Source organism: Streptomyces sp. NPDC019396 (assembly GCF_040632375.1).
GTDB lineage: Bacteria > Actinomycetota > Actinomycetes > Streptomycetales > Streptomycetaceae > Streptomyces.
The window spans coordinates 1-24,246 of record NZ_JBEYBS010000038.1 but is presented as its reverse complement, the minus strand read 5'-3'; the positions used below and the strand labels follow the sequence as shown (position 1 = coordinate 24,246).

At 71.4% G+C, this 24,246-nt stretch carries 24 protein-coding genes and 1 riboswitch; of the genes, 19 read left to right on the top strand and 5 right to left on the bottom strand.

Annotated elements, in window-relative coordinates:
• Positions 1-164 precede the first annotated feature (164 nt).
• The 8 genes from ABZ532_RS29125 (at position 165) to ABZ532_RS29090 (ending at position 10,027) form a co-directional block, all read left to right on the top strand.
• Complete coding sequence (locus tag ABZ532_RS29125) at positions 165-2,192, top strand: tetratricopeptide repeat protein (RefSeq protein ID WP_361290203.1); 2,028 nt, start codon at positions 165-167, stop codon at positions 2,190-2,192.
• 163 nt (positions 2,193-2,355) lie between these two features.
• Complete coding sequence (ald, locus tag ABZ532_RS29120; protein ID WP_361290257.1) at positions 2,356-3,471, top strand: alanine dehydrogenase; 1,116 nt, start codon at positions 2,356-2,358, stop codon at positions 3,469-3,471.
• Positions 3,472-3,898: 427 nt separating this feature from the next.
• Positions 3,899-5,038: a ParA family protein gene (locus tag ABZ532_RS29115; RefSeq protein ID WP_361290200.1), complete on the top strand. Its 1,140-nt coding sequence runs from the start codon at positions 3,899-3,901 to the stop codon at positions 5,036-5,038.
• Complete coding sequence (locus ABZ532_RS29110; RefSeq protein WP_361290197.1) at positions 5,023-5,613, top strand: hypothetical protein; 591 nt, start codon at positions 5,023-5,025, stop codon at positions 5,611-5,613. The genes ABZ532_RS29115 and ABZ532_RS29110 overlap by 16 nt, the downstream gene beginning before the upstream one ends.
• Before the next feature lie 56 nt (positions 5,614-5,669).
• Positions 5,670-6,785 carry a segregation/condensation protein A gene (locus tag ABZ532_RS29105; protein ID WP_361290194.1) on the top strand — a complete coding sequence of 372 codons (1,116 nt, stop codon included), beginning with the start codon at positions 5,670-5,672 and terminating at the stop codon, positions 6,783-6,785.
• A gap of 47 nt (positions 6,786-6,832) precedes the next feature.
• Positions 6,833-7,489 carry an SMC-Scp complex subunit ScpB gene (scpB, locus tag ABZ532_RS29100; protein ID WP_361290253.1) on the top strand — a complete coding sequence of 219 codons (657 nt, stop codon included), beginning with the start codon at positions 6,833-6,835 and terminating at the stop codon, positions 7,487-7,489.
• On the top strand, positions 7,489-8,550 hold the full coding sequence (locus ABZ532_RS29095; RefSeq protein ID WP_361290191.1) for a pseudouridine synthase: 1,062 nt from the start codon (positions 7,489-7,491) through the stop codon (positions 8,548-8,550). The genes scpB and ABZ532_RS29095 overlap by 1 nt, the downstream gene beginning before the upstream one ends.
• A 79-nt stretch (positions 8,551-8,629) precedes the next feature.
• On the top strand, positions 8,630-10,027 hold the full coding sequence (locus ABZ532_RS29090) for a hypothetical protein (protein ID WP_361290188.1): 1,398 nt from the start codon (positions 8,630-8,632) through the stop codon (positions 10,025-10,027).
• Positions 10,028-10,312: 285 nt separating this feature from the next.
• Here the strand turns inward: ABZ532_RS29090 and ABZ532_RS29085 are convergent, their stop codons facing one another.
• Positions 10,313-11,326 (bottom strand): pyridoxal-phosphate dependent enzyme, encoded by a 1,014-nt coding sequence (locus ABZ532_RS29085; RefSeq protein WP_361290185.1) that lies wholly within the window; start codon positions 11,324-11,326, stop codon positions 10,313-10,315.
• 527 nt (positions 11,327-11,853) lie between these two features.
• A riboswitch (guanidine-III (ykkC-III) riboswitch) is annotated at positions 11,854-11,921 on the bottom strand.
• Between the two features lie 146 nt (positions 11,922-12,067).
• Here ABZ532_RS29085 and pnuC point away from each other — a divergent pair.
• Genes pnuC through ABZ532_RS29060 form a run of 5 tightly spaced genes read left to right on the top strand, consistent with a single transcriptional unit; the run spans position 12,068 to position 16,382 of the window.
• Positions 12,068-12,727: a nicotinamide riboside transporter PnuC gene (gene pnuC, locus ABZ532_RS29080; RefSeq protein WP_361290182.1), complete on the top strand. Its 660-nt coding sequence runs from the start codon at positions 12,068-12,070 to the stop codon at positions 12,725-12,727.
• Positions 12,724-13,803, top strand: coding sequence for an AAA family ATPase (locus ABZ532_RS29075; protein WP_361290179.1), 1,080 nt, complete (start codon positions 12,724-12,726; stop codon positions 13,801-13,803). The genes pnuC and ABZ532_RS29075 overlap by 4 nt, the downstream gene beginning before the upstream one ends.
• A 4-nt stretch (positions 13,804-13,807) precedes the next feature.
• Positions 13,808-14,563 carry an NUDIX domain-containing protein gene (locus ABZ532_RS29070; RefSeq protein ID WP_361290176.1) on the top strand — a complete coding sequence of 252 codons (756 nt, stop codon included), beginning with the start codon at positions 13,808-13,810 and terminating at the stop codon, positions 14,561-14,563.
• Entirely contained in the window at positions 14,550-15,602 is a 1,053-nt protein-coding gene (locus tag ABZ532_RS29065) for an ADP-ribosylglycohydrolase family protein (RefSeq protein WP_361290173.1), read from the top strand. The genes ABZ532_RS29070 and ABZ532_RS29065 overlap by 14 nt, the downstream gene beginning before the upstream one ends.
• 3 nt (positions 15,603-15,605) lie before the next feature.
• On the top strand, positions 15,606-16,382 hold the full coding sequence (locus ABZ532_RS29060) for a nucleotidyltransferase domain-containing protein (RefSeq protein ID WP_361290170.1): 777 nt from the start codon (positions 15,606-15,608) through the stop codon (positions 16,380-16,382).
• A 12-nt stretch (positions 16,383-16,394) separates the two neighbouring features.
• On the opposite strand, the gene ABZ532_RS29055 is transcribed toward ABZ532_RS29060, so the two are convergent.
• Genes ABZ532_RS29055 through ABZ532_RS29040 form a run of 4 tightly spaced genes read right to left on the bottom strand, consistent with a single transcriptional unit; the run spans position 16,395 to position 18,893 of the window.
• Complete coding sequence (locus ABZ532_RS29055) at positions 16,395-17,078, bottom strand: nucleotidyltransferase domain-containing protein (RefSeq protein ID WP_361290167.1); 684 nt, start codon at positions 17,076-17,078, stop codon at positions 16,395-16,397.
• A gap of 29 nt (positions 17,079-17,107) precedes the next feature.
• Entirely contained in the window at positions 17,108-17,581 is a 474-nt protein-coding gene (locus ABZ532_RS29050; RefSeq protein WP_361290164.1) for a Rieske (2Fe-2S) protein, read from the bottom strand.
• Entirely contained in the window at positions 17,578-18,201 is a 624-nt protein-coding gene (locus ABZ532_RS29045) for a DUF6529 family protein (RefSeq protein ID WP_361290161.1), read from the bottom strand. Before ABZ532_RS29045 ends, ABZ532_RS29050 begins: the two co-directional genes overlap by 4 nt.
• A 32-nt stretch (positions 18,202-18,233) precedes the next feature.
• Positions 18,234-18,893, bottom strand: a complete 660-nt coding sequence (locus ABZ532_RS29040) for a hypothetical protein (protein WP_361290158.1) — start codon at positions 18,891-18,893, stop codon at positions 18,234-18,236.
• 161 nt (positions 18,894-19,054) lie between these two features.
• On the opposite strand from ABZ532_RS29040, the gene ABZ532_RS29035 reads away from it, so the two are divergent.
• From ABZ532_RS29035 to der, 6 genes are all read left to right on the top strand, one after another.
• A complete protein-coding gene (locus tag ABZ532_RS29035; RefSeq protein ID WP_361290155.1) occupies positions 19,055-19,483 on the top strand; it encodes a YidB family protein in 429 nt (142 codons plus the stop codon).
• Between the two features lie 126 nt (positions 19,484-19,609).
• The gene (gene aroH, locus ABZ532_RS29030; protein WP_361290152.1) at positions 19,610-19,972 is read left to right on the top strand and encodes a chorismate mutase; all 363 of its coding nucleotides are present in this window, start codon (positions 19,610-19,612) and stop codon (positions 19,970-19,972) included.
• A complete protein-coding gene (locus ABZ532_RS29025; protein WP_361290149.1) occupies positions 19,969-21,054 on the top strand; it encodes a prephenate dehydrogenase in 1,086 nt (361 codons plus the stop codon). Before aroH ends, ABZ532_RS29025 begins: the two co-directional genes overlap by 4 nt.
• A gap of 178 nt (positions 21,055-21,232) precedes the next feature.
• The gene (cmk, locus tag ABZ532_RS29020; protein WP_361290146.1) at positions 21,233-21,913 is read left to right on the top strand and encodes a (d)CMP kinase; all 681 of its coding nucleotides are present in this window, start codon (positions 21,233-21,235) and stop codon (positions 21,911-21,913) included.
• Between the two features lie 2 nt (positions 21,914-21,915).
• Positions 21,916-22,563, top strand: a complete 648-nt coding sequence (locus ABZ532_RS29015) for a lysophospholipid acyltransferase family protein (protein WP_361290250.1) — start codon at positions 21,916-21,918, stop codon at positions 22,561-22,563.
• Between the two features lie 82 nt (positions 22,564-22,645).
• Positions 22,646-24,094, top strand: coding sequence for a ribosome biogenesis GTPase Der (gene der, locus ABZ532_RS29010; RefSeq protein WP_361290143.1), 1,449 nt, complete (start codon positions 22,646-22,648; stop codon positions 24,092-24,094).
• Positions 24,095-24,246: the final 152 nt, after the last annotated feature.

The window sequence follows — 24,246 nt, the reverse complement described above, 5'->3', positions numbered from 1 at the left end:
GTTCAGCGGCGGACTGGAGCGTGGCCCATGAGGGAGCAGGCGTGGATGTGAACGGCCCTTCGCCGGACGGCTCTTCCCCGGACGGCCCTTCGTCCGGGACTCCGGCGCCACCGGCGGAACGGCTCTCCGGGGCGGGGCCGGCCGCGAAGGGGACCGCAAGCCGCGTGGCTGGGCAATGCGCGGGTGGGCAATTCATCGGACGCCAGCGTGAGTTGAAGTCCCTGCGGGCCGATATCGAACGGGCCGGCCTGGACACCCTCTCGGGCCGCAAGGAACCACGCGCCAGGGTGCTGCTCGTCGCCGGGCGCCCCGGCTCCGGCCGGAGTGCTCTCGCCGGTGAGCTGGCGAAAGGACTCGCGGGCGACTACCCCGGTGGAGCGCTGCGGGCACGGCTCGTGCAGCCTGGCGGAGCCGCCGTGCCCACCGAACGCACTGCACGCGACCTCCTCGGTGCCATGGGCGTCACCCCGTCCCCCGGTGCGGACGAGGACGAGCTCACCGGGATGGTCCGCGACGCGCTGGCGGAGCGGCGCTGTCTGCTGCTGCTGGACGACGCCCGCGACGCCGAACAGGTCGACCCGCTCATCCCCGACGACCCCGGCTGTCTGGTCATCGCCGTCGCCCAGGGTCCGCTCACCGGAATCCCGGATGTGCGGCCCTGCACGGTCGGGGGCATGGATCCGAAGTCGGCGATCGAACTGCTGGGCCGGTTCACCGGCGAGGTACGGATCACCGTCGACCCGCAGGCGGCGGAGTCCCTGGTCGAGCTGTGCGGGGGCCAGCCCGCGGCGATGGTGCTGGTCGGCGGCTGGCTCGCGGCCCGTCCGAACACCTCGGTCGCCGACGCCGCCAAGAGGCTGCGCGGGCTGCCGGACGATCCCGAGCAGCCTGTCGGCGTCCGGCCGCTGGCCAAGGCCTTCCAGCTGGTCCATGACTCGCTGTCGGCGCCGGCCGCCCGCATGCTGCGGCTGCTCGTCATGGCCCCGGCCGGGCTCGTCGACCCGAACACGGCCTCGGCGCTCGCCGGGTGCTCGTTCGCGGACGCCGGGCTCGCACTGGAGGACTTCGCCGCGCTGGGACTGCTGAGGACGAGCGACGGCATGCCGGATGAACCGCGCGAACCGGATGAAGCGGGTGAATCGGGCGGCGAGCTGTACGAGGTGCCCGGCTGTCTCGCCGCGCTCCTGCACGAGGCGATGACCGAGCACGACCGGCCCGCCGAGATCCAGCTCGCCCGCGCCCGGATGCTGGAACGGACCGTGCGGCAGCTGCAGGCGTGCCGGGCCGTCACCGAGCCCGAGGGCTCGGATGCCCGCCGCAGGCTCGCCGGGCTGCCGCGTACCCTGCGCTTCTCCGGGCCCGGGGCGGCCGAGGCCTGGCTGCTTGCCCGGCGTCACGCACTGTCCGCCGCCGCGCGGCTCGCCGTCGCCGACGGTGAGCTCGACACCCTGGCCCGGCGGCTGATCGCGGCCCTGGTCCGCGCCCTCGTCGCCCATCGCGGCCCGGAGTCCGCCGCGCCCGAGCTGTACGAGCTGCACGGGCTCGTCCTGGACATGGCCGAACGCCGCGGGCTCCACCGGGAGCAGGCCGCGGCGCTGCTGAACCTCGCAGACCTCGACGTGCAGATGGGCCGCACCGACGCCGCACTGCTGCGCTACCGGTCGGCGCTGGACGCCGGACGGCGGGCGAACGATCCGTATGCCATAGGCCGTGCGATGGAATCCGTCGCCGGTGCCTACCAGGAGCTGGAGGACTGGGAGAGGGCCGCCGACTGGTACGGACGTGCCCTCTCGCAGCGGCTGGCCAGGGGGGAGCTCGCCGACGAGGCGCGGCTGTACGGCCGTCTCGGTGCCGTGCACATCTATGCGGGCCGTTACGGGGACGCTCTGCGTGGCTGGCGGGCGGCGGCGGCCGGATACCGCCGGCTCGGCGACATGCCCGGTCACGCGCGGGCGTTGAGCGAGGTGGCGCGTGTCCAGGAGTACGCCGGCCGGCCTCGGGAAGCGCTGCGTACCTGCGAGGAGGCGGTGGCCTGTGCGCGGCATGCCGGGGACGTGCGGTTGCAGGCCGCGCTCCAGCTCAGGCTGGCCGACACGCTCGACCGGCTCGGTGACCCCACCGCGGCCCGGCTGCATCGCACCGCTGCTGAGGAGCTCCTGGAAACCAAGGCCCCTGGCCTGCGAAATCCGTAGTGGTCTGCTCAAAGAATTTTGCTTTGCAAGGCTAGACAGCGCGAACTCCTTCATTAGACTGGCTCTGCCGGGCGTCGTCCTGGCCCCCACCGGTGTGCCGCGCATATCCGGGTAAGTATGGAAATGCATAAAAAATCCCCCTGAGCCAAGGACCGTGATCGACGTGAAGGTCGGCATCCCCCGCGAGGTCAAGAACAACGAGTTCCGGGTGGCCATCACCCCCGCCGGAGTGCACGAGCTGGTGCGCAACGGCCACCAGGTCGTCATCGAGGCGAACGCCGGTCTGGGCTCCTCGATCACGGACGAGGAGTTCGTCGGGGCCGGTGCGCAGATCCTGCCCACCGCCGACGAGGTCTGGGCCGCCGCCGACATGGTGCTGAAGGTCAAGGAGCCCATCGCGGAGGAGTACCACCGCCTCCGCAAGGACCAGATCCTCTTCACCTACCTGCACCTGGCGGCCTCCAAGGAGTGCACGGACGCCCTCGTCGAGTCCGGCACCACCGCCATCGCCTACGAGACGGTCGAGCTGCCCAGCCGCGCTCTGCCGCTGCTTGCCCCGATGTCCGAGGTCGCAGGCCGGCTCGCCCCGCAGGTCGGCGCGTACCACCTGATGCGCCCGGTCGGCGGCCGTGGTGTGCTGCCCGGAGGCGTCCCGGGGGTGACCCCGGCCAAGGCCGTCGTCATCGGGGGCGGGGTCTCCGGCTGGAACGCCACGCAGATCGCCGTCGGCATGGGCTTCGACGTGACCCTGCTGGACCGCGACATCAACAAGCTGCGTGAGGCCGACCGGATCTTCGGCACCAAGGTCAAGGCCGTCATGTCCAACTCCTACGAGCTGGAGAAGGCCGTCCTCGACGCCGACCTCGTCATCGGCGCGGTGCTCATCCCCGGTGCCAAGGCCCCGAAGCTGGTCACCAACGAGCTGGTCTCCCGGATGAAGCCGGGGAGTGTCCTTGTCGACATCGCGATCGACCAGGGCGGCTGCTTCGAGGACTCCCGTCCCACCACCCACGCCGAGCCGACCTTCGCGGTGCACAACTCGGTGTTCTACTGCGTCGCCAACATGCCGGGCGCCGTGCCCAGCACCTCCACCAACGCGCTCACCAACGCCACGCTCCCGTACGTGGTGTCGCTCGCGAACAACGGCTGGGTCGAGGCGCTGCGCCGTGACCCGGCGCTGGCCAAGGGGCTCAACGTCCATGAGGGTCAGGTCGTTTACCGGGAGGTCGCCGAGGCGCACGGCCTCGAGACCGTGGAGCTCGGCATCCTCCTCGGCTGATCCCGCGCAGGCAAGCAGCCGACAGCGAAGGCCAATCTGTCAATACAGGTCGTCAACATCACACATCCGGCCGGACCTTGATGAACAGGGTCTGGCCGGATGTGTGTCCGGAGACGATGCGATGACGCCCAACTCGCCTCGAACGCAACGCTTCAGCCGTTTCGCACAGCCGCGAAAAGTGCGGACCGGGTGCCGCGCGCCCTTGACATCGAGGGGTTCGGTTGCCGACACATCGGGCCGGGTCCGGCGGATTGTGTTGCTGCGGAGCGGTGACACGCCATAGAGTCGCCAACCGTCGGCATAGTGCCACGCTGACCTATCGATAAAATTCCTGGTCACGTCCAAGGAGGTAAGACGACTTGTGAATAAGTCGACATTTTCTCCCGGGGGTGGTCACACGGGATTCCCGCCACCGCGCCCGGGGGGCGTGGGGACACCCCCGGCCCAGGACCAGGGTGCTGCGTCCGGGCACGAAGCTGTCGGCTCCGTCGCTGTCCGTACCTCCGCGACCCACCAGCACACGACGACGACAGCCCACACGATGAAGATGATGGACGGCCAACACGTGAACGCCACGGCCGGCAACGAGAGTGGCCGAGAGTCCACCCACTTCGCCGACTTCGACGGGGTGCCCGAGGGGCACTTCTACGACCCAGACGCCGAGTACGAGCCCGACCCCGAGTACGCGGCCACGCTCGCGCCCGACGCGGCCCGCCAGCGCCGCGAGCGGATCGGCCCCACCGGGCGGCCGCTGCCCTACTTCCCGATCCCGGGCCCGTTGACCGATCACGGCCCCGCGAAGATCATCGCGATGTGCAACCAGAAGGGCGGCGTCGGCAAGACGACGTCGACCATCAACCTGGGCGCGGCGCTCGCCGAGTACGGGCGGCGTGTCCTGCTCGTCGACTTCGACCCGCAGGGAGCCCTGTCGGTCGGCCTCGGCGTGAACCCGATGGAGCTCGACCTCACGGTCTACAACCTGCTGATGGAGCGGGGGATGGCCGCCGACGAGGTCCTGCTGAAGACAGCGGTGCCCAACATGGACCTGCTGCCGAGCAACATCGACCTCTCCGCCGCCGAGGTGCAGCTGGTGAGCGAGGTCGCCCGGGAGTCGACCCTCCAGCGCGCCCTGAAGCCGCTGATGCAGGACTACGACTACATCGTGATCGACTGCCAGCCGTCCCTCGGCCTGCTCACCGTCAACGCCCTGACGGCGGCTCACAAGGTCATCGTGCCGCTGGAGTGCGAGTTCTTCGCGCTGCGCGGTGTCGCGCTGCTGACGGAGACCATCGAGAAGGTCCAGGAGCGGCTCAACCCCGAGCTGGAGCTCGACGGCATCCTCGCCACGATGTACGACTCGCGCACGGTCCACAGCCGCGAGGTGCTGGCGCGTGTCGTCGAGGCCTTCGACGACCACGTCTACCACACGGTCATCGGGCGTACGGTGCGCTTCCCGGAGACCACGGTCGCGGGCGAGCCCATCACGACCTACGCCAGTAACTCGGTCGGTGCCGCCGCCTATCGCCAGCTCGCCAGGGAGGTGCTCGCCCGGTGTCACGCCGAGTGAGTCTGCCCGGAGCCGACGAGCTGTTCCGTACGACCGGGGGCACGGCGCTCCAGCCGTCGTCCCCGAGGCGGGGGGCGAGCACGGCCAACGGGGAGGCGAGGGTGCCGGCACCGGCAGCCTCGGCGGACGAGCCCCCGGCCGGTGCGCCAGCCCCGGCCGGCCCGCCCTCTCCGGCGGGGGAGGAGCACGCTCCGGCGGAGGCCGAGACGGCCGTGCCGCGCAGCCGGGGAGCCGCCGCGGAGAGTGAGACCGCGGCGCCGACCGTCCAGGCAGCCCCGGGCACGGGGCGTGCCGCGGCCGCTGCCGCTCCGGCCACGGGGGCGGCGCCCAGGCGCCGCGGACGCGGCTCCAACCGGCGTCCCAGCGGCCGTGAGCGCCACGACGAGAAGATCACCGTCTATGTCTCGGCCGAAGAGCTGATGGACCTGGAGCACGCCCGTCTGGTGCTGCGCGGGGAACACGGGCTCGCCGTCGACCGGGGACGGATCGTGCGCGAGGCGGTTGCCGTCGTACTGGCGGATCTGGAGTCCCGCGGCGACGCGAGCATCCTGGTGCGGCGTCTGCGCGGTCGCTGACGGGGTAGCCTGCGCGCGCCCGTACCTTTTCCGCACCCTGGACACCCTGGACCGTGATGTCCCCGACCGATGACCCTGCCGCCCCCGCTGCGCGCGCGTCGCGCCGCGTGCTGGGCCGCGGCCCGGGCGCGTCCGGGCCACGAGCGACGGACCAGCCTCCGCTCGCCCCCGTGCCTCCTGAGCCGGTGGAGCCTCCTGCCGCGGTGGTACCGCAACAGGATCCGCCCGTGGTGGCGGGGGTGCCGGAGACGGGGACGGCAGCGGTGACGGAGCCACCCGGCAGGGATGCCGCTGAGGTGGCGGTTCCGGCCGAGCCCGGGGAGTGCGAGCCCGGCGAGCCCGAAGAGGGTCGGCAACGCCCCGCCACGGCCGACGACGGACGCTTCACCGTGCGGCTGGCCAACTTCGAGGGCCCCTTCGACCTGCTCCTCCAGCTGATCTCCAAGCACAAGCTGGACGTGACCGAGGTCGCCCTGTCCAAGGTCACCGACGAGTTCATGGCCCACATCCGGGCCATGGGACCCGACTGGGACCTCGACCAGACCACAGAGTTCCTCGTGGTCGCGGCGACCCTGCTCGACCTGAAGGCGGCCCGGCTGCTGCCCGCCGCCGAGGTCGAGGACGAGGCGGACCTGGCGCTGCTGGAGGCGCGGGACCTGCTGTTCGCACGCCTGCTGCAATACCGCGCATACAAGCAGATCGCGGAGATCTTCAACGGGCGGCTGGAGGAGGAGGCCAGGCGCTATCCCCGGACCGTCGGCCTCGAGGACCACCACGCCGAGCTGCTCCCCGAGGTCGTGATCAGCATCGGTGCGGAAGGCTTCGCCAGGCTGGCCGTCAAGGCCATGCAGCCGAAGCCCAGGCCCGAGGTCTATGTGGACCACATTCATGCGCCGCTCGTCAGCGTGCGGGAGCAGGGCGAGCTGGTCGTGGCCATGCTGCGGGAGCGCGGCAGGGTCAGCTTCCGCGAGCTGACCGAGGGCGCCGGCGACACCCTGACCGTGGTCGCCCGCTTCCTGGCGCTGCTGGAGCTCTATCGTGACAAGGCCGTCGTCCTCGACCAGGAGGACGCCCTGGGGGAGCTGACCGTCACCTGGGCCGGTGGTGATTCCACCGCGCAGGTCACCGACGAATTCGACCGTGCCCCCGAGACCGCGGAGGAGAAGGCGTGAGCGACGTGGACCTGGACCCCGCCGTGGACACGGACCCGGACCCCGCCGTGGACGCCGCCCTGACCGGCGAAGGCGACCCGGCCACGGGGGATCCCAGGCCGCCGCTCAAGCCGGCACTGGAGGCGGTCCTCATGGTGGTCGACGAGCCGGCCACTGAGGAACACCTGGCCAAAGTGCTCGAACGGCCCCGCAGGGAGGTCGCGGACGCCCTGCGTGAGCTGGCGGACGAGTACACCGTCCAGGGGCGCGGCTTCGAGCTGCGGCTGGTCGCGGGCGGCTGGCGCTACTACACCCGCCCCGAGCACGCCGCCGCCGTCGAGCGCTTCGTACTCGACGGGCAGCAGTCCCGGCTGACCCAGGCGGCCCTGGAGACCCTCGCCGTGGTCGCCTACCGGCAGCCGGTCAGCCGGTCACGGGTCTCGGCCGTACGCGGAGTGAACTGCGATGGCGTCATGCGCACCCTGCTTCAGCGCGGTCTGGTGGAGGAGGCGGGCGCGGAACCCGAAACAGGTGCGATCCTGTACAGGACGACGAACTACTTCCTGGAGCGGATGGGCCTGCGCGGCCTGGACGAGCTCCCCGAGCTCGCTCCGTTCCTTCCGGAGGCGGAGGCGATCGAGGCCGAGACCCTGGAAGGGGTTCCGTCGTTCGATCCGGATGCTCCGGACGCAGACGATGACGACACGACGACGACGGAACTTTGATGCGAAGCAGCGGCAGGAACAGCAGCGGACGCGGTAACTACCGGGGTGCCGGTAACTCGCGCGACGACAAGCAGAAGCGCGAGGGCAAGCCCCGTCCCGAGGAGCGCCGCTACGACGTCGGAGGGTCCGCGTCCGAAGGCCCCCGAAAGGGCCGTGGCACGGCTGCCCGGGGCGGCGCCAAGGGCGGGCCCAAGCAGTCCGCGCAGCAGCGCGGTGGAGGCGGTCGTACGGCCCCGTCGCGTTCGCGCGAGTACGAGGCGCGCACCGAGGAGCGCAACCGCGCACGTTACGCGGACAAGCCGGAGATCAAGACCCCCAAGACCTTCCCCGGGGCCGAGCAGGAGGGCGAGCGGTTGCAGAAGGTGCTGGCCAGGGCCGGCTACGGCTCGCGGCGTGCGTGCGAGGAGCTGATCGACGCGGCCCGGGTCGAGGTCAACGGCTCGATCGTGGTCGAGCAGGGCCTCCGGGTCGACCCGGAGAACGACGAGATCAAGGTCGACGGGCTCACGGTCGCGACCCAGTCGCACCAGTTCTTCGCGCTCAACAAGCCCGCAGGTGTCGTCTCCACCATGGAGGACACGGACGGCCGCCAGTGCCTCGGAGACTACGTCACCAACCGTGAGACCCGTCTCTTCCACGTCGGCAGGCTCGACACCGAGACCGAGGGCATCATCCTGCTCACCAACCACGGCGAGCTGGCCCACCGCCTCACGCACCCCAAGTACGGCGTCAAGAAGACCTATCTCGCGGCCATCCAGGGTCCCCTGCCGCGCGAGGTCGGCAAGCGCCTCAAGGACGGCATCCAGCTCGAGGACGGGTACGCCCGCGCCGACCACTTCCGGGTCGTGGAGCAGACCGGGAAGAACTACCTGGTCGAAGTCACCCTCCACGAGGGCCGCAAGCACATCGTGCGCCGCATGCTCGCCGAAGCCGGTTTCCCGGTCGACAAGCTGGTGCGCACCGCCTTCGGACCGATCGCGCTGGGCGACCAGAAGTCGGGCTGGCTGCGCAGGCTGACCAACACCGAGGTCGGCATGCTGATGAAGGAAGTCGGCCTCTGAGCCACCCAGGGCGCCCCGACTCCTGAGGGGCTCTGGGCGAACAGGCGCGTTGTCAGTACCGGCGGATAGCCTTCGGCACATGATCGAGGGGGAATCCACCGCGATGCCGCTCGCCCTGCTGGCCGAGGAGGTCGCGGACCTGTGCGCCCGGGAAGGCAGCGATGTGCCCGCCTTCGAGCGGCTGCTCGACTCGGTGCTGTTCTGGGGGTTCCGCGACCCAGACGCGCTGGTCGAGGCGCTTTCGTCCGGTGCCGGCACGCCCCCCGTTGGGGCGGCCCGGCACCTGCTGGGGGGCGGACGGCTCCTCCGGCACATCGTGTCCCACGGCCTGAGGCCGGGGCCCGCCGGCGGGAGCGGTGGTTCGGGCTGGCTCGAGCTGTGCCAGCATCAGGCGACGGACTATGCCTTCGGCGCACGTACGGGTGAGCTCGTCCAGCGGCTGCGCAGCGGGGACGCCATACCGTGCCTGCTGTCGCGGCCGAGCAGACCCGGCGGGGCCGTGGAGCCGCAGGACCTCGTCGCCCGCCTTTCCGCCCACGAGCGTGCCGGTGTCCGGCCCGGTGCGGCCGATCTGGGTCTTGCGCTGCTGCGCTGCGGCGGCGGTCCGGTCGAGCCCGACGTACTGCGGGCGGCGGAGAAGCTGGAGCTTCCCGACGGCCCCCGCGTGGTCGGCTGGCTGCGGCAGGGCGGCCTGCCCCGGCCGGGGTCCTGGCGCGAGCGCGAGGCGGGCGAGCCGCAGCGGCCGAGCAGGCGCCGGGGATACCGGACCGGGCGGCGGGTGCTGATCGGTACGGAGGCCATCGAGGGGCGGGGGGAGTTCCCTCGGCGTTTCTGGTCGCTGTTTCGGGCATACGAGCCGCACATCTCCTGCCCGCACTCCGGTCCGCACTCCCGTGACGCGCATGCCGCCTCGGTGCTTCCATGGCATCCGGAGATCGTCGCGGCCAGGCAGCTGGCGGAGGTGGCGTCGGTCGCCGACCAGGACGGCCGCAGCGGGGCGGAGTTCCTCCCGGCGCTGGCCGCGAGCGAGGGCCCTGCCGGTCCCGCCGTGCATCTGGCCCTGGCCTACGGACTCGCGGCGGTGCCGGAGGCCGACCGGCTGGCCGCCGCCCGCGCGCTCGTCACGCTTGCCGGCCGGGGCGGGTTGGACGGGGCCCTGCTCGGTCGTGAGATCGCCGAACTCGTCGGTCTCGGCACCCTGAAGGTGCCCCTGCTCACGGACTCACTCCGTGCCGCGGGCGGGATACCGGGAGGCGCGGCCCCGGTGTGGAACGTCATGGCCGCCGCCCTTCCCGGGCTGCTGGCCCACACCAGGCCGCAACTGCACGGCCCGCTGCTCGCCGTAGGGGCGGATTCCGCGGCGCTGTCGGGGGCGCGGGGCGCCATCCCCGAGGTCGCTGCCATTGCCGGGCGACCGGGCTCCTCCCAAGTGGTCCGGCAGGCCCGGAGATTGCGGGACTCCCTGGCGGGCGCCTGAGGAACGCCCGTGCCGACGGGACGGAGAGGACGCGGTGTCATCGCACGGGCGTGGCTGTCGCGTTCCTGGTGCCGACCGGCAGCCCTCATATCGCGTTCCTGGTCGCCGACCGGCACACCTCATGGGGATTGCCCTCCGCACGACCGGCGTGAGGCACTTCCGCGTGCTGCTTCAGGGGCTGGGCCGAGGCCTCGGCCCACCCGGACGACGCCGCTGGGGGCTCGCCGGACTGCCCCTCTGATGCGCTGAGAGCTGCCGGTCCAGGACAAGCCGCCCCGTGCGCGCTCAGTCCGTGTCCCGGGGGCCGTGGGTCTGGAGGAAGAGCACGGGCCCGCTGCCGAGGCGGCCTTCCTCCGCCATGGAGATCAGCGCGGCCAGCGCCTTCGCCGTGTAGACGGGTTCGAGCCCGAGCCTGCTCTCCCTCTCCGCGGCGAGGCGCAGCGCGGCGAGAGCCTCCGGAGTGCTGTGGCCGTAGCCCGGGCCCAGCCAGTCCCGCACCATGGTCACATCGTCCGGGGTGATCCCGGGCGCCGGAAGGTCCGCACCGCGCTCGCGCAGCAGTCGTCCGGTCCGTCGGGCCAGGGCGGCGATGGCTGGTGCGTCGAGGCGCAGGGTGTCGTTGACGACCACGCCCACGACCCGGGTGCGCTCAAGGCCCGCGAGCCGAAGGCCCAGTGCCAGTCCGGCTGCGGTGCCGCCCGAGCCGACGGCGGTGACGACATGGGACGGCTCGGGGAGGTCCCCGGCGGCCACCTGTGCCGCGAGTTCGAACGCTGCCTCGGTGTAGCCGAGGGTGCCGACCGGGGCCGAGCCGCCGGCGGGCAGGAAGTACGGCATTCGTCCGCCGCGCGCATGGCGCAGGAAGAGCCAGGGGGCCGCCGCGACGGTGCGCGCCTTGGTGTGGGTGAAGTGCAGGGTTGCGCCCGACCGCCGAAGCCGCCGCAACTGCTCCCGCACATGGTCGTCGACCGGCTGGTCGATGAGGGCCAGTGCGGTGTCCAGGCCCTGGCCCCGGGCGTAGAGTGCGGTCGCCAGGCCCCAGTTCGTGCCGAGCCCGCCCACTGTGAGGATGGTGCGCGCGCCCCGGCGGCGTACATCGGGGAGGATCCACTCCAGCTTGCGGACCTTGTTGCCGCCCCAGCCACCCGAGCCGTATCCGCTCTCGTCCTTGCACCACAGCGTCACACCGCGGGCAAGCCCTGTCAGTTCGCGTACGGGCGTCGGCCCATCGCCGAGCGGTACATGGGGGAGGGAGGCGGCGAGCTGCGGATACCGTTGGTGCAGCAGCGGCTTGTCCATGCCTGGTGACTCCCGTCCCGGGGCTCGTCCCGGCGCTCCCGGGCCGGGCACAGCGTACTGACGCCGTTCACGGAGCGGTACGACGCCGACGGAGGTGCGGCCGCACGCCCCGAGCGAACGGGACCCGGTCTGTTCGTGCCGCTCATTGGCTGGGACACAGCACGAAGAGCGGGAAGGCGCGGCGGCTCGGCCGGGCGCCGCACTCCTCCAGCGCCGCGCGGATGTCGCGCAGGTGGCCGGTGGTCATCTGCAGTGGGGGCTCGGCGGGCTGGTAGACGGTGCGGATCGGATAGTCGCGCCCGGGTGTTGCCGAACAGCAGGAACAGGAACGGCGCTTCGTAGTCGATCGCCATGTTCTGCCGGAGGACGAAGGTGTGTTCGTCGTAGGCGTGGACCTGGATGTCCGGGTCGGTGTTGTGCTTGGCCGACGGCGAGCCGTGGATCCACCTCACATCCAGCGCACGAGGCCTGGGAGTCGCTCCGGTGAAGTCGATCAGAGAGGTACGGGCACCCATGACGATCCCTCGAGTGCGTCGTCTTGGCGGGCCGGGTACGGCGCACATCTCGTCCGGGGCAGGCACATACGAGCCTCCACGGCGAGGCTAACACGCACCGCTGTGCCGATCAGGCCCTGTCGTTGGTCCTGAAGCAGGCCCAGGGACGGGTGGAAACGGTCCGCATCGCGCTTGCCCAGCCACCCTTCCCGCTTTATAGTCAGAGTGACTCTTAAGGGGGATGGGCGTGGACCTGGCAGATGTGCTCGAACCGTTGCAGCGACCGATGTTCACGCTGCTCGGCACCCCGGTCAGCTGGACCGAGGTGCTCGGTTTCGGCAGCGGCGCGGTCTGTGTGTGGCTGGTCGCCCGGCAGCACATCGCCAACTGGCCCATCGGCATCGCCAACAACGCGCTGTTCATCCTGCTGTTCACACAGGCGGGCCTGTACGCCGACGCGGCGCTCCAGGTCGTCTTCATCACCCTCGCCGCATACGGCTGGTGGACCTGGGCCCACGGGGGTGGACCAGGCTCCGGCGCCCTCCCGGTACGGCGCACCACGCGTGCCGAGTGGACGTGGCTGCTCGCGGCGGGGGTGGTGGGCACCCTCGGCCTCACGTTGCTGCTGGACCACGTCACCGACTCGACCGTCCCCTTCTGGGACGCCCTGACCACCGCGCTCTCCCTCATGGCGACCTACGGCCAGTGCCGCAAGCGGCTGGAGTCCTGGTGGCTCTGGATCGCCGCGGATGTCGTCTACGTGCCGCTGTACGCGTACAAGGAGCTGTATCTGACCGCGCTGCTCTACGCCGGGTTCCTGGCCCTGTGCGCCAACGGTCTGCGCTCCTGGTCTCGCGACCAGGCAGCGGCGCGGGCGCCGCGCCCGATGGAGGCGACGGCGGCATGAAGCGCTACGCACACGGGCTTGTGCTCGGCAAGTTCTATCCGCCGCACGCCGGGCACCACCACCTGGTCCGCACGGCTCGCGACCGCTGCGAGCGGCTCACCGTGCTGGTCTGCGCCGCGTCCGTCGAGTCGATACCGCTCGAGGACCGCGTGGCATGGATGCGGGAGGTGCATCCGGACGCCGACGTCGTGGGCGCCGTGGACGACATCCCCGTCGACCTCACCGACCCTGCCGTCTGGGACGCCCACATGGCGGTGTTCCGCGCCGCCGTACCCCGGCGGGTTGACGCCGTCTTCACCTCGGAGCCCTACGGCGCCGAACTCGCCCGCCGCTTCCGGGCCGAAGCCGTCTGTGTCGATCCCGCCCGTACGGTCTTCCCGGTGTCCGGGACCGCCGTGCGCAAGGATCCCGTGGGCTGCTGGGACTTCCTGGAGCCGCCCGTGCGCGCGGCCCTGGCACGACGGATCGTGGTCATCGGCGCGGAGTCGACCGGTACCACCACACTGGCCCGGGCGCTCGCGCGGCAGCTCAGGGCACGCGGGGGGATCTGGTCGCGCACCGGCTGCGTACCCGAGTACGGCAGGGAGTTCAGCGAGCACCGGCTTGCCATGCTGCGGGCCGAGCGACCCGGTGCCACCTGGTCCGACGTCAGCTTCCGCACCGAGGACTTCCCGCTGATCGCACGGCGGCAGGCCGCACTCGAGGACGCCGCGGCCCGCACCGGCTCACCCGTGCTCATCTGCGACACCGACGCCTTCGCCACCACCATCTGGCACGAGCGCTACATGGGCGCACCCAGTGTCGAGGTCGAGGAGGTCGCGGCGCGCGGACATGCCGACCTGTGGCTGCTCACCGACCACCGGGATGTGCCGTTCGAAGACGACGGGCTGCGTGACGGAGAGCACCTCCGGCCCTGGATGACCGGGCGCTTCGCCGAGCGGCTCACCGCCACCGGGCGGCGGTTCCTCACCCTGAGCGGCCCCCACGAGCAGCGGCTGGCCACAGCACTCGCCACCGTCGACGCGCTGCTCGCCGACGGCTGGCGGCTCGCCGATCCGCTGCCGGAAAGGCGGTGAACGGATGCCCGACCCCACTGGGAAACGCGACCCGGGCGCGTACGACCCGCACGCCTTCCCGCCCTTCGCGGTCACTGTCGACCTCGCCGTCTTCACGGTCCGCGACGGACAGCTCCACGTCCTGCTGATCGAGCGGGGCCAGGACCCCTACAAGGGCGCCTGGGCCCTGCCGGGCGGCTTCATCCTGCCCCGCGAGTCCGCCGGCCGGGCCGCCCGCCGTGAACTCGCCGAGGAGACCGGGCTGTCCGAGACCACCGTCGCCGCCCTGCACCTCGAACAGCTTCGGACCTACAGCGATCCGGACCGCGACCCCCGGATGCGGGTGGTGTCGGTCGCCTACGCCGCACTCGTCCCCGACCTCCCGGAGCCGCACGGCGGAGGCGACGCCGCACACGCGCAGTGGGTCCCCTGGGCCGGCCACGGCCCCCTCGCCTTCGACCACGACCGCATCCTCGCCGACGCCCACGACCGCATCGGCGCGAAGCTCGAGTACTCCTGCCTCGCGACCGCCTTCTGCGCCCCCGAGTTCACCCTCGGCGAGCTGCGGCAGGTCTACGAGACCGTCTGGGGCGTCGAGCTCGACCGCCCCAACTTCCGGCGCAAGGTCCTCACCACCCCTGGCTTCGTCGAGGCGGTGGCGGGCGGGGCGCGCCTGACCGGCGGCCGGGGCAAGCCGGCCGCGCTCTATCGCGCGGGGCCCGCGAAAGCCCTGCACCCACCACTGCTGCGACCGGAAGGAGCGCGAAATGACCGCGAATGACAGGTCCGCGAACGACAGGGCCACGATGAGGACCGCCACCAAGCGGGCGGCCACCGGCACCCTGACCGGACTGGCACTCGGAGACGCACTCGGCTTCCCCACCGAGTTCAACGACGTGCCCTCGATCCTCGCCAAGTGCGGGCCCTGGCGGGACATGGCGCTGCCGAAGCCCGCGATCGTCACCGACGACACCCAGATGACCCTGGCGGTCGCCCGGGGCATTCGCACGGCGATGGACCGGGGCCCGCTCGACCCGCTGCGGATGACGAAACCCGTGCGCGAGGAGTTCGTGGTCTGGTACCACTCACCGGACAACAACCGGGCCCCCGGACGCACCTGTCTCGTCGCCTGCGAGAAGCTCGACAGCGACAGGCCCTGGCAGGACGCCAGCCAGATCGGCTCCAAGGGCTGCGGGGCGAACATGCGCGTCGCGCCGGTCGGACTCGTACCCCGCCTCAGCGAAGGACAGCGCGCAGGCGCCGCACAGCTCCAGGCAGCGCTCACCCATGGCCACCCCACGGCGCTCGCCGCCTCAGACCTCACGGCACGCGCGGTGTTCCTGCTCGCCCAGGGAACGGAGCCGCTCGGTCTCGTCGGCCGGCTGCGCTCGTACGCGTACGAGAACCGCTCCCGCTACCACCACCGCTGGCTCGGCGACCTGTGGACCCGCGCCCATGACGCCTCACCCGAGGACTTCATCCGGCGCGGCTGGGACGAATGCCTCGCCGTCCTGGAGCGCGTGGCGGCGGCGCTGCGTGAACCGGACCCGGAGGTCGACCCGTGCATCGCGACGGGCGACGGCTGGATCGCCGAAGAAGCCCTCGCCACCGCTCTGCACTGCTTCCTGCTCTTCCCCGAACAGCCGCTTCTGGCCCTGCGCCGGGCCGCCTGCACCCGGGGCGACTCCGACTCGATCGCCTGTCTCGCGGGGGCGTTCGCGGGGGCGCACCTGGGAGCGGCGGTATGGCCCAAGGAATGGGCGGAGCGCATCGAGTACCGCAGCGAACTGCTGACGCTCGGAGCGCTCTGGGATGCTTGATCCATGCTGGATGCCCTGAGCCTGGACCTCAGCCCTGTCGTCGCCGATCAGCCGGACGCCCTTGTCTTCGCCACGGTCTCCGGCGCCCACCTGTACGGATTTCCTTCCCGGGACTCCGATGTGGACCTGCGGGGGGTCCATGTGCTGCCGGTGGAGCGGATCGTGGGGCTGCGCGACCCGGAGGAGACCCGGTCCCGGATATGGGACCGGGACGGCACCGAGCTGGACCTCGTGACGCACGATCTGCGGAAGTTCGTACGGCTGATGCTGCGGCGCAACGGCTACGTGCTGGAGCAGCTGCTTTCGCCGCTGGTCGTCCACACGACGCAGCAGCACGCCGAGCTGGTGACCCTGGCACCGGGTGTGCTCACCAGCCACCACGCGCACCACTACCGGGGCTTCGCGGGCACCCAGTGGCGGCTGTTCGACAGGACCGGCGAACTGAAGCCGTTGCTCTACACCTTCAGGGCGCTGCTCACGGGTATCCACCTGATGCGCACCGGGCAGGTGCAGGCACATCTGCCCACTCTCCTCGGGGAGGTGAAGGCGCCCGGCTATCTGTCCGAGCTCATCGCGGCCAAGACGGAGGCCGAGCACGGTCCGGCCGTGGTCGACACCGAGTCGGTCCGCGCGGACGTCGAGGCGCTGCACGCCGAGCTGGACCTGGCACAGGAACGGACGGAACTGCCCCCGGAGCCGGAGGCGTTTGCCGCCCTGGACGACTTCGTCGTACGGGTGCGCCTGGCGCCGGGTGCGGGTGCCGTGGCCGGACCGGCGTGACCGTCCGCTTCGTCAGCTCGCGGCCGACGCCCTGCGCGCACGCACCAGGAAGTCCTCGACCCGGCGGCGGTCCGGCTCCCCGGGCAGCGGGGTGCCGATGACGGCCCGGTCGGCCTCGTCGGAGATCCGGGTCATCCAGGACTCCACCTCGGCCCAGGGCACCTCGCCGCGCTTCACCGCGAGCAGCCGCTCGCGGTCCTCGCCGACCTCGATGACCAGCCGCCCCGTGCGCAGCAGATCGCGGCAGGACGCCAGCAGGCGCAGCAGATGCATGGCGTGCTTCCAGCGGGGCGCCCCATGCCGGCGTACGTCGGCGTCCAGTTTGCGGCGCTGGCCCAGGGCGTAGCGGACGAAGGTCTCATGCGCCTGGCGCGACAGGAACGCCTCGCGCAAGGCGAGCAGTTCGCGTCCGGTGTCGTCGATGCGCTCGACGAGCGGGGAGTGCAGGCACTCCAGGACGTTCGGGTTGGCGCGCAGTGCCAGCTCGCAGAAGCGTTCAAGCTCCCAGCTGAACTGCTCGTCCGCCGGACCCTCCACATGGGTCGGGGGCTTGTCGAATCGCCAGTAGAGCGGGGCGGGGGCCAGGAAGACCCCGCGGAGGTCCGTGTCGCTGCCGTCCGTCGCCAGGCCGAAGGCCCGGGAGCCCATCACACAGGAGTAGACGGTGTGGTCACGTATCAGCGCCTCGGGGGTCATGGGCGAAGGCTATGTGACCGGGGGGTGTGTCAGGCGAGTCTGATCTCTCCCTTGGAGACGGCGATCGGTTTGGCCGCCAGGGGACGGGTCGCGGGACCCCTGGCCACGGAGCCGTCCGTGACGCGGAACTCACTGCCGTGGCAGGGGCAGTCGATCGTGCCGTTCGCCACCTTGTCGACCAGGCAGCCCTGATGGGTGCAGACCGCCGTGAACGCCTTGAAGTCGCCCTTCTCCGGCTGGGTCACCACGACCTTCTGCGCGGTGAACACCTTTCCGCCGCCCTCGGGGACTTCGGCGGTCGTGCCCAGCCGCTCGCCTCCGGGCTGGGCGGCCGTCGGTGAGCCGGGCTCGGGGGCGAACGACTCGCCGCCACCGGTGTCCTCCCCGTACCGGGTGCAGCCTGCCGCCACGAGGACGGCGGCTCCGGATGCGAGCACGGTACGGCGGCTGCTGCCCTGGCCGCGTACCCCGTCGCCCGGCGGGTCGCTCCTGCGCTCAGTCATGCCGTCACTCCAAACGTGCGGAAGAACCAGAGCGCCGAGGTGAGCCACAGCATGGTGAGCACGACGAAGACCACTCCGCCGACGACAGGCAGCAGCCACCCCGGCAGTCGCTCCATACGCAACAGCAACATTTTCGCGCTGAACGCCCCGAAGAAGAAGCAGCCCAGCAGCGAGTGCCACAGCGCACGCGGGGTGTCCGTCTGGAAGCCCAGCGCGTACAGGCAGTGCACTGCCACCGGCACCGTCACCAGGAACGCGACCCGGCCCGACCAGCGGTGCAGCACGGGGGTCCAGGGCCGGGCGCGAAGCCCCGGCATCTGGCCGTACATCGTCAGTGCCGAGACCAGCTGTACCAGCGCCAGGGCGAGCGCCACCGTGGCCAGCCATGCCTTCACCGCGCTCGGGCTGCTGAATCCGGCCAGGTTGAAGGCGGTGGCCGCAGGGGTGTGCACCTTCCCGTACACCCCGAGGACGACCGCGACCGCCGCGCCGACCAGGGCGGGGACCAGGAAGCGCGTCGCGCCGGGGCCGGCGAGCTCCGGCTCGGACGGGGGCTGGGACGGGGGTGGGGGCGGCGGGGGCGGGTAGCCTCCGCTGTGCGCGTTCGGGTCCACGCTCATGACAGACGCACCTCAGGGACGCTCGGGGACGCTCAGGGGACTACGGGGCGGGCGGTCAGCTGGGTTCCGTCCACCGTGACGGCACCGGTGGCCGGGTCGATCGGGGGAGCCGCTGAAGTCTCGCCGGCGCGGGTGACGATCCCGACCTGGCGGCCGTCCTGCGTGATGATCCAGCCGCCCTTGAGTTCGGCACCGCGTACCTCCGCCGTGGCGCGGTAGAGCCCGGCCGGTTTGCCCGCCTTCGGGGCGGTGAACAGATGGTCGCGGCCGTTGATCCGGACGGTTCCGGTGACCCTGCCCGCGTCGAGGAAGCCGTCCAGCCTGGCGTCGGTGTCGGTGCTGGTCAGATGCATGTCCCCGTCGTCCTCGACCGGGCCCCGCAGCCAGGCCTCCTGGGTGTGTCCGTCGCAGAAGTACGCGATGGCCCTGTCCCCGCGCAGCGAGATCGCGACGGAGGCGGTGTCGTCGGCTGTGCGGCCCGCGTACTCGGTCTGCGGCCGGGCCACCGGGCTCGTCGCCGGGACCGTGGCCGGAGACCGCGGTGCCGGCGTGCTCGGGCCCGGTGACCGGCTCTGCGCCGGACGTTTCACCGCCGCGGGTGAGGGCTCGCCGGTGGTGGCGTTGAGCGACAGCATGAACAGCCCGAGCACCAGTCCGGCGAACAGGGTGATCAGTGGTCCTGGATGCTTCATCGGCGCCTTCCGCAGGGGCGGCGGACAGGGTTGTGTCCATGCAAACCGACATCACATCGAGTGTCCAGTGGTCGACAATCCGTGATGCTCCGGGTGGCGGTAGTGCCGGGCGTGGGTGACATTGTCCGTGATCCCCCGTCTCCTACGCGAAAGGCAGGACCATGGCGGGAAACGATCTCGGCAGTCTTCTGGGGAATCTGCTCGGCGGAGGCCAGAGCGGCAACGGTCAGGGCGGTGCCGGAAACATCCTCGGCGCCCTGCTCAACGCGTTCAGCGGCAACGGGAAGGCCCCGTCCAACGGCAGTCCGCTCAGTGGCCTGATGGACATGCTCAACAAGTCCGGTCTGGTCGAGCAGGCTCAGTCCTGGATCGGCACCGGCCAGAACAAGCCGGTCAGCGGCTCGCAGATCGCCGAGGCGCTGCCGAACGAGACGCTGGACAAGGTCGCGCAGCAGAGCGGTGTGACCCCGCAGCAGGCCGCGGACGAGATCGCCCAGTCCCTGCCGAAGGCCGTCGACAAGCTGACCCCCAACGGTGAGCTCCCGAAGGCCGGCTCCCTGGAGGAGCTGATCAAGTCGCAGCGGATGTGACCTGTCCGCGCACCGACCGTGCCGCGGCGCCCGTCCTGTCTCGCAGGGCGGTCGCCGCGCCGGTGCGTCCGGGCGGCTGACTACGCTGACCTGAGCACTCGCCGAGCACGAGCAAAGGAGCACGACGTGGCGGTACGAGCCGTCCGGGGAGCCGTCCAGCTGGAACGGGACGAAGCCGGGCACATGGACGAGCAGGTCAGTCTGCTGCTCACCGCCATCCTGGAGCGCAACGGGCTCACCACCGATGATCTGATCAGTATCTGGTTCACGGCCACCCCCGATCTGCACAGCGACTTCCCGGCTGCGGCGGCGCGTGGCCTCGGCATCGTGGACGTTCCGCTGATCTGCGCCCAGGAGCTGGACATCCGGGGTGCGATGCCCCGGGTCGTACGGATCCTCGCGCACGTCGAATCCGAGAAGGCCAAGCCCGAGATCGCGCACGTGTACCTCGGTGCGGCGGCTGCTCTGCGCAAGGACATCGCCCAGTGAGGACGGCGCTTGTCATCGGAACGGGGCTGATCGGCACCTCCGCCGCGCTGGCACTGGCCGGGCGGGGCGTCAGCGTGCACCTCAGGGACCACGACCCGGCGCAGGCCAGGACGGCGGCGGCGCTCGGCGCCGGTACGGACGAGGCACCCGACGGGCAGGTGGACCTCGCGATCGTGGCCGTACCGCCCGCGTATGTGCCCGCCGCGCTCGCGGAGGCGATCCGCGCCGGGGCCGCGCGCGGATACCTCGACGTGGCCAGCGTGAAGGGCGGGCCGCGGCGGGATCTGGAAGCGCTCGGCGTGGACATGTCCAAATACATCGGTACGCACCCCATGTCGGGCAGGGAGCGCTCGGGCCCGCTGGCCGCGACCGCCGACCTCTTCGAAGGGCGCCCCTGGGTGCTCACCCCGACCCGGGACACCGACACCGAGGTGCTCAATCTGGCCCTGGAACTGGTCGCGCTGTGCCGGGCCGTGCCCGTGGTCATGGACGCGGACGCCCACGACCGCGCGGTGGCGCTGGTCTCCCACACCCCGCAGCTCATCTCGTCCATGGTCGCGGCGCGGCTGGCCGACGCCGACGAGACCGCGGTCAGGCTGTGCGGCCAGGGCATCCGGGACGTGACCCGTATCGCGGCCTCCGACCCCCGGATGTGGATCGACATCCTCTCCGCGAACCCCGGCCCGGTCGCCGACATCCTTGCGGGGGTCGCCGCCGACCTCGACGAGACGGTCCGCGCACTGCGCGCCCTCCAGTCGTCCGACGAGGACAAGCGGCGCGACGGCGCCACCGGCGTCGAGGACGTGCTGCGCCGTGGCAACGCGGGACGCGAGCGTGTCCCGGGCAAGCACGGCGCCGCCCCCGCCGCGTACGAGACCGTCGCCGTCCTCATCAGCGACCAGCCCGGCGAGCTGGCCCGGATCTTCGCCGACGCGGGCCGTGCGGGCGTCAACATCGAGGATGTCCGCATCGAGCACGCCACGGGCCAGCAGGCGGGTCTGGTGCAGCTCATGGTGGAGCCCGCCAGCGCCCCGGTCCTCAGCGCCTCGCTGCGGGAGCGGGGCTGGGCGCTGCGCCAGTAGGCACCCTGGGCAGGTCGGGAGCCCCGGCCAAGGGCATCGGGCAGCCGGCAAGAACAAGGTCATTAAGCAGCCGATATGAACGGGTGCACGGACCCCGCCCCGCACTCGGTAACCTTGTGCGGGGCACCTTGGCATTCCGGCCTGCCCGCATACGCGTACGAGGAAGGTCTCCGACACCGTGGAATCCGTGATCGTCGCCATCGACGGCCCCTCCGGCACGGGCAAGTCGAGCACCTCGAAGGCGGTCGCTGCCGAGCTGGGGCTCAGCTACCTGGACACCGGTGCGCAGTACCGGGCGATCACCTGGTGGATGATCAGCAACGGGATCGACACCAGCGACCCGGTCGCGATCGCCAGTGCCGCCGAGAAGCCCGTCATCGAGTCCGGCACCGACCCCCTCGCCCCCACCATCAGAGTGGACGGTACGGACGCCTCGGGCCCCATCCGTACCCAGGAGGTCACCTCCAAGGTCAGCGCCGTCAGCGCGGTACCCGAGGTGCGCGCCCGGATGACCGATCTCCAGCGGACCGTGGCGGCAGCGGCCGAGAAGGGCATCGTCGTCGAGGGGCGGGACATCGGCACGACCGTCCTGCCCGACGCCGACCTCAAGATCTTCCTGACCGCGTCCGCCGAGGCCCGCGCCGCCCGCCGCAGCGGTGAGCTGAAGGGCAAGGAGGCCAGCGGGCTCGACGCCACCCGCGAGGCGCTGATCAAGCGCGACGCCGCCGACTCCAGCCGTAAGACCTCGCCGCTCGCCAAGGCCGGCGACGCCGTCGAGGTCGACACCACCGAACTCACGCTTTCGCAGGTCATCGAGTGTGTCGTCACGCTGGTCGAGGAGAAGCGGGCCGCCCGGTGACCATGCCGGCTGTTCCCTCAGGGAGAGGTGCCGCCGTCGGCAGACGGATCGGGATCGGGCTCATGTACACGCTGTGGAAGCCGCGCGTGCTGGGAGCCTGGCATGTCCCGGCCAGTGGTCCCGTGATCTTTGCCGTCAACCACGCCCACAACATCGACGGCCCGATGCTGATGGGCTGCGCCCCCAGGCCGGTGCACTTCCTGATCAAACGGGAGGCCTTCATCGGTCCGCTCGGCAGGTTCCTGCGCGGGATCGGCCAGCTCGAAGTGGACCGCACCAGCGCCGACCGCGCGGCCATCACCTCCGCCCTCGCGGTGCTCGAGAGCGGTGGGGTTCTCGGTATCTTCCCGGAGGGCACCCGAGGCGAGGGAGACTTCACCTCGATCCGCTCCGGACTCGCCTATTTCGCCGTACGCTCGGGGGCTCCGATCGTCCCGGTCGCCGTGCTGGGAAGCAGCCAGCGGCGCGGACGGCTGATACCCGCGCTGCCTCCGCTGCGCAGCAACGTCGACGTCGTCTTCGGCGAGGCCTTCACCGAGGGCGACGGGACCGGCAGACGCACCCGCAAGGTGCTGGACGACGCGACCGTACACATCCAGAAGCGGCTCACCACCCACCTGGAAAACGCCAGGCGCCTCACCGGGCGCTGAGCCAGACTTCAGTAGTGGGTTCCCGGCCTCACCGGCCCGCGCGAGCCCACCGATCACCACGGAAGAACAGGGAACGGACTTCATGAACGACCAGCACGACCACGGGGCACTCGGCGACACCGAGTACGCGGAGTTCATGGAGCTCGCCGCGGAGGAGGGCTTCGACCGGGAGGACGTCGAAGGCGCCATCGAGGAGGCCGGTCACGGCCCACTGCCGGTACTCGCCGTCGTCGGCCGGCCCAATGTCGGCAAGTCGACCCTCGTCAACCGGATCATCGGCCGCCGCGAGGCCGTCGTGGAGGACCGGCCCGGGGTCACCCGCGACCGGGTGACCTACGAGGCGGAGTGGGCCGGACGGCGCTTCAAGCTCGTCGACACCGGCGGCTGGGAGCAGGACGTCCTCGGTCTCGACGCCTCCGTCGCCGCCCAGGCCGAGTTCGCGATCGAGGCCGCCGACGCCGTCGTGTTCGTCGTGGACGCCACCGTCGGCGCCACCGACACCGACGAGGCCGTCGTCAAGCTGCTGCGCAGGGCCGGGAAGCCCGTCGTCCTCGCAGCCAACAAGGTCGACGGCCCCTCCGCCGAGGCCGACGCCGCCATGCTCTGGTCCCTCGGCCTCGGCGAGCCGTTCCCGGTCTCCGCACTGCACGGCCGCGGCACCGGAGACCTTCTGGACGAGGTGCTCAAGGCCCTGCCCGAGGCCCCCGCCCAGACCTTCGGCAACGCGATCGGCGGCCCCCGGCGGATCGCGCTCATCGGCCGTCCGAACGTCGGCAAGTCGTCCCTGCTGAACAAGGTCGCGAACGAAGACCGCGTCGTCGTCAACGAGATGGCCGGCACCACCCGCGACCCCGTGGACGAGCTCATCGAACTCGGCGGCACGACCTGGAAGTTCGTGGACACCGCGGGCATCCGCAAGCGGGTCCACCTCCAGGAGGGCGCCGACTACTACGCCTCGCTGCGTACCGCGGCCGCCGTCGAGAAGGCCGAGGTCGCCGTGGTCCTCATCGACACCAGCGAGTCCATCTCCGTCCAGGACCAGCGGATCATCACCATGGCCGTCGAGGCGGGCCGCGCGCTCGTCATCGCGTACAACAAGTGGGACACTCTCGACGAGGAGCGCCGCTACTACCTCGAGCGCGAGATCGAGACCGAGATGCAGCAGGTCGCCTGGGCACCTCGGGTCAACGTGTCCGCCCGCACCGGTCGGCACATGGAGAAGCTGGTCCCGGCGATCGAGACGGCCCTGGAGGGATGGGAGACCCGGGTGCCGACCGGTCGCCTCAACGCCTTCCTCGGGGAACTGGTCTCGGCGCATCCGCACCCGATCCGCGGCGGCAAGCAGCCGCGGATCCTGTTCGGAACCCAGGCCGGCACCAAGCCCCCGCGCTTCGTCCTCTTCGCATCCGGCTTCCTTGAGCACGGCTACCGGCGCTTCGTGGAGCGCAGGCTGCGTGAGGAGTTCGGCTTCGAGGGCACCCCGATTCATATCTCGGTGCGGGTCCGCGAGAAGCGCGGCAAGAAGAAGTAGCCCTCGCGAGAGGCGCGCAGACAGCGAAGTGGGGGGGGGGGGGGGCGCCCCCCCCCCCCCCCCGACAACCGTAGGCGGACCCGACGGACAAGGACCCCAGGACGGAGGGGGGCGGCCGGGCGGCGGACGGCGGCGTGGGGAGCGGGCCCCGC

Bases quoted from the DNA above. Each gene is read 5' to 3' on its own strand.
- ABZ532_RS29105 (WP_361290194.1), top strand. From the start codon at position 5,670: ATGTCCCCGACCGATGACCCTGCCGCCCCCGCTGCGCGCGCGTCGCGC.
- ABZ532_RS29095 (WP_361290191.1), top strand. From the start codon at position 7,489: ATGCGAAGCAGCGGCAGGAACAGCAGCGGACGCGGTAACTACCGGGGT.
- ABZ532_RS29090 (WP_361290188.1), top strand. From the start codon at position 8,630: ATGATCGAGGGGGAATCCACCGCGATGCCGCTCGCCCTGCTGGCCGAG.
- ABZ532_RS29085 (WP_361290185.1), bottom strand. From the start codon at position 11,326: ATGGACAAGCCGCTGCTGCACCAACGGTATCCGCAGCTCGCCGCCTCC.
- ABZ532_RS29075 (WP_361290179.1), top strand. From the start codon at position 12,724: ATGAAGCGCTACGCACACGGGCTTGTGCTCGGCAAGTTCTATCCGCCG.
- ABZ532_RS29070 (WP_361290176.1), top strand. From the start codon at position 13,808: ATGCCCGACCCCACTGGGAAACGCGACCCGGGCGCGTACGACCCGCAC.
- ABZ532_RS29065 (WP_361290173.1), top strand. From the start codon at position 14,550: ATGACCGCGAATGACAGGTCCGCGAACGACAGGGCCACGATGAGGACC.
- ABZ532_RS29060 (WP_361290170.1), top strand. From the start codon at position 15,606: ATGCTGGATGCCCTGAGCCTGGACCTCAGCCCTGTCGTCGCCGATCAG.
- ABZ532_RS29055 (WP_361290167.1), bottom strand. From the start codon at position 17,078: ATGACCCCCGAGGCGCTGATACGTGACCACACCGTCTACTCCTGTGTG.
- ABZ532_RS29050 (WP_361290164.1), bottom strand. From the start codon at position 17,581: ATGACTGAGCGCAGGAGCGACCCGCCGGGCGACGGGGTACGCGGCCAG.
- ABZ532_RS29045 (WP_361290161.1), bottom strand. From the start codon at position 18,201: ATGAGCGTGGACCCGAACGCGCACAGCGGAGGCTACCCGCCCCCGCCG.
- ABZ532_RS29040 (WP_361290158.1), bottom strand. From the start codon at position 18,893: ATGAAGCATCCAGGACCACTGATCACCCTGTTCGCCGGACTGGTGCTC.
- ABZ532_RS29035 (WP_361290155.1), top strand. From the start codon at position 19,055: ATGGCGGGAAACGATCTCGGCAGTCTTCTGGGGAATCTGCTCGGCGGA.
- ABZ532_RS29015 (WP_361290250.1), top strand. From the start codon at position 21,916: ATGCCGGCTGTTCCCTCAGGGAGAGGTGCCGCCGTCGGCAGACGGATC.
- der (WP_361290143.1), top strand. From the start codon at position 22,646: ATGAACGACCAGCACGACCACGGGGCACTCGGCGACACCGAGTACGCG.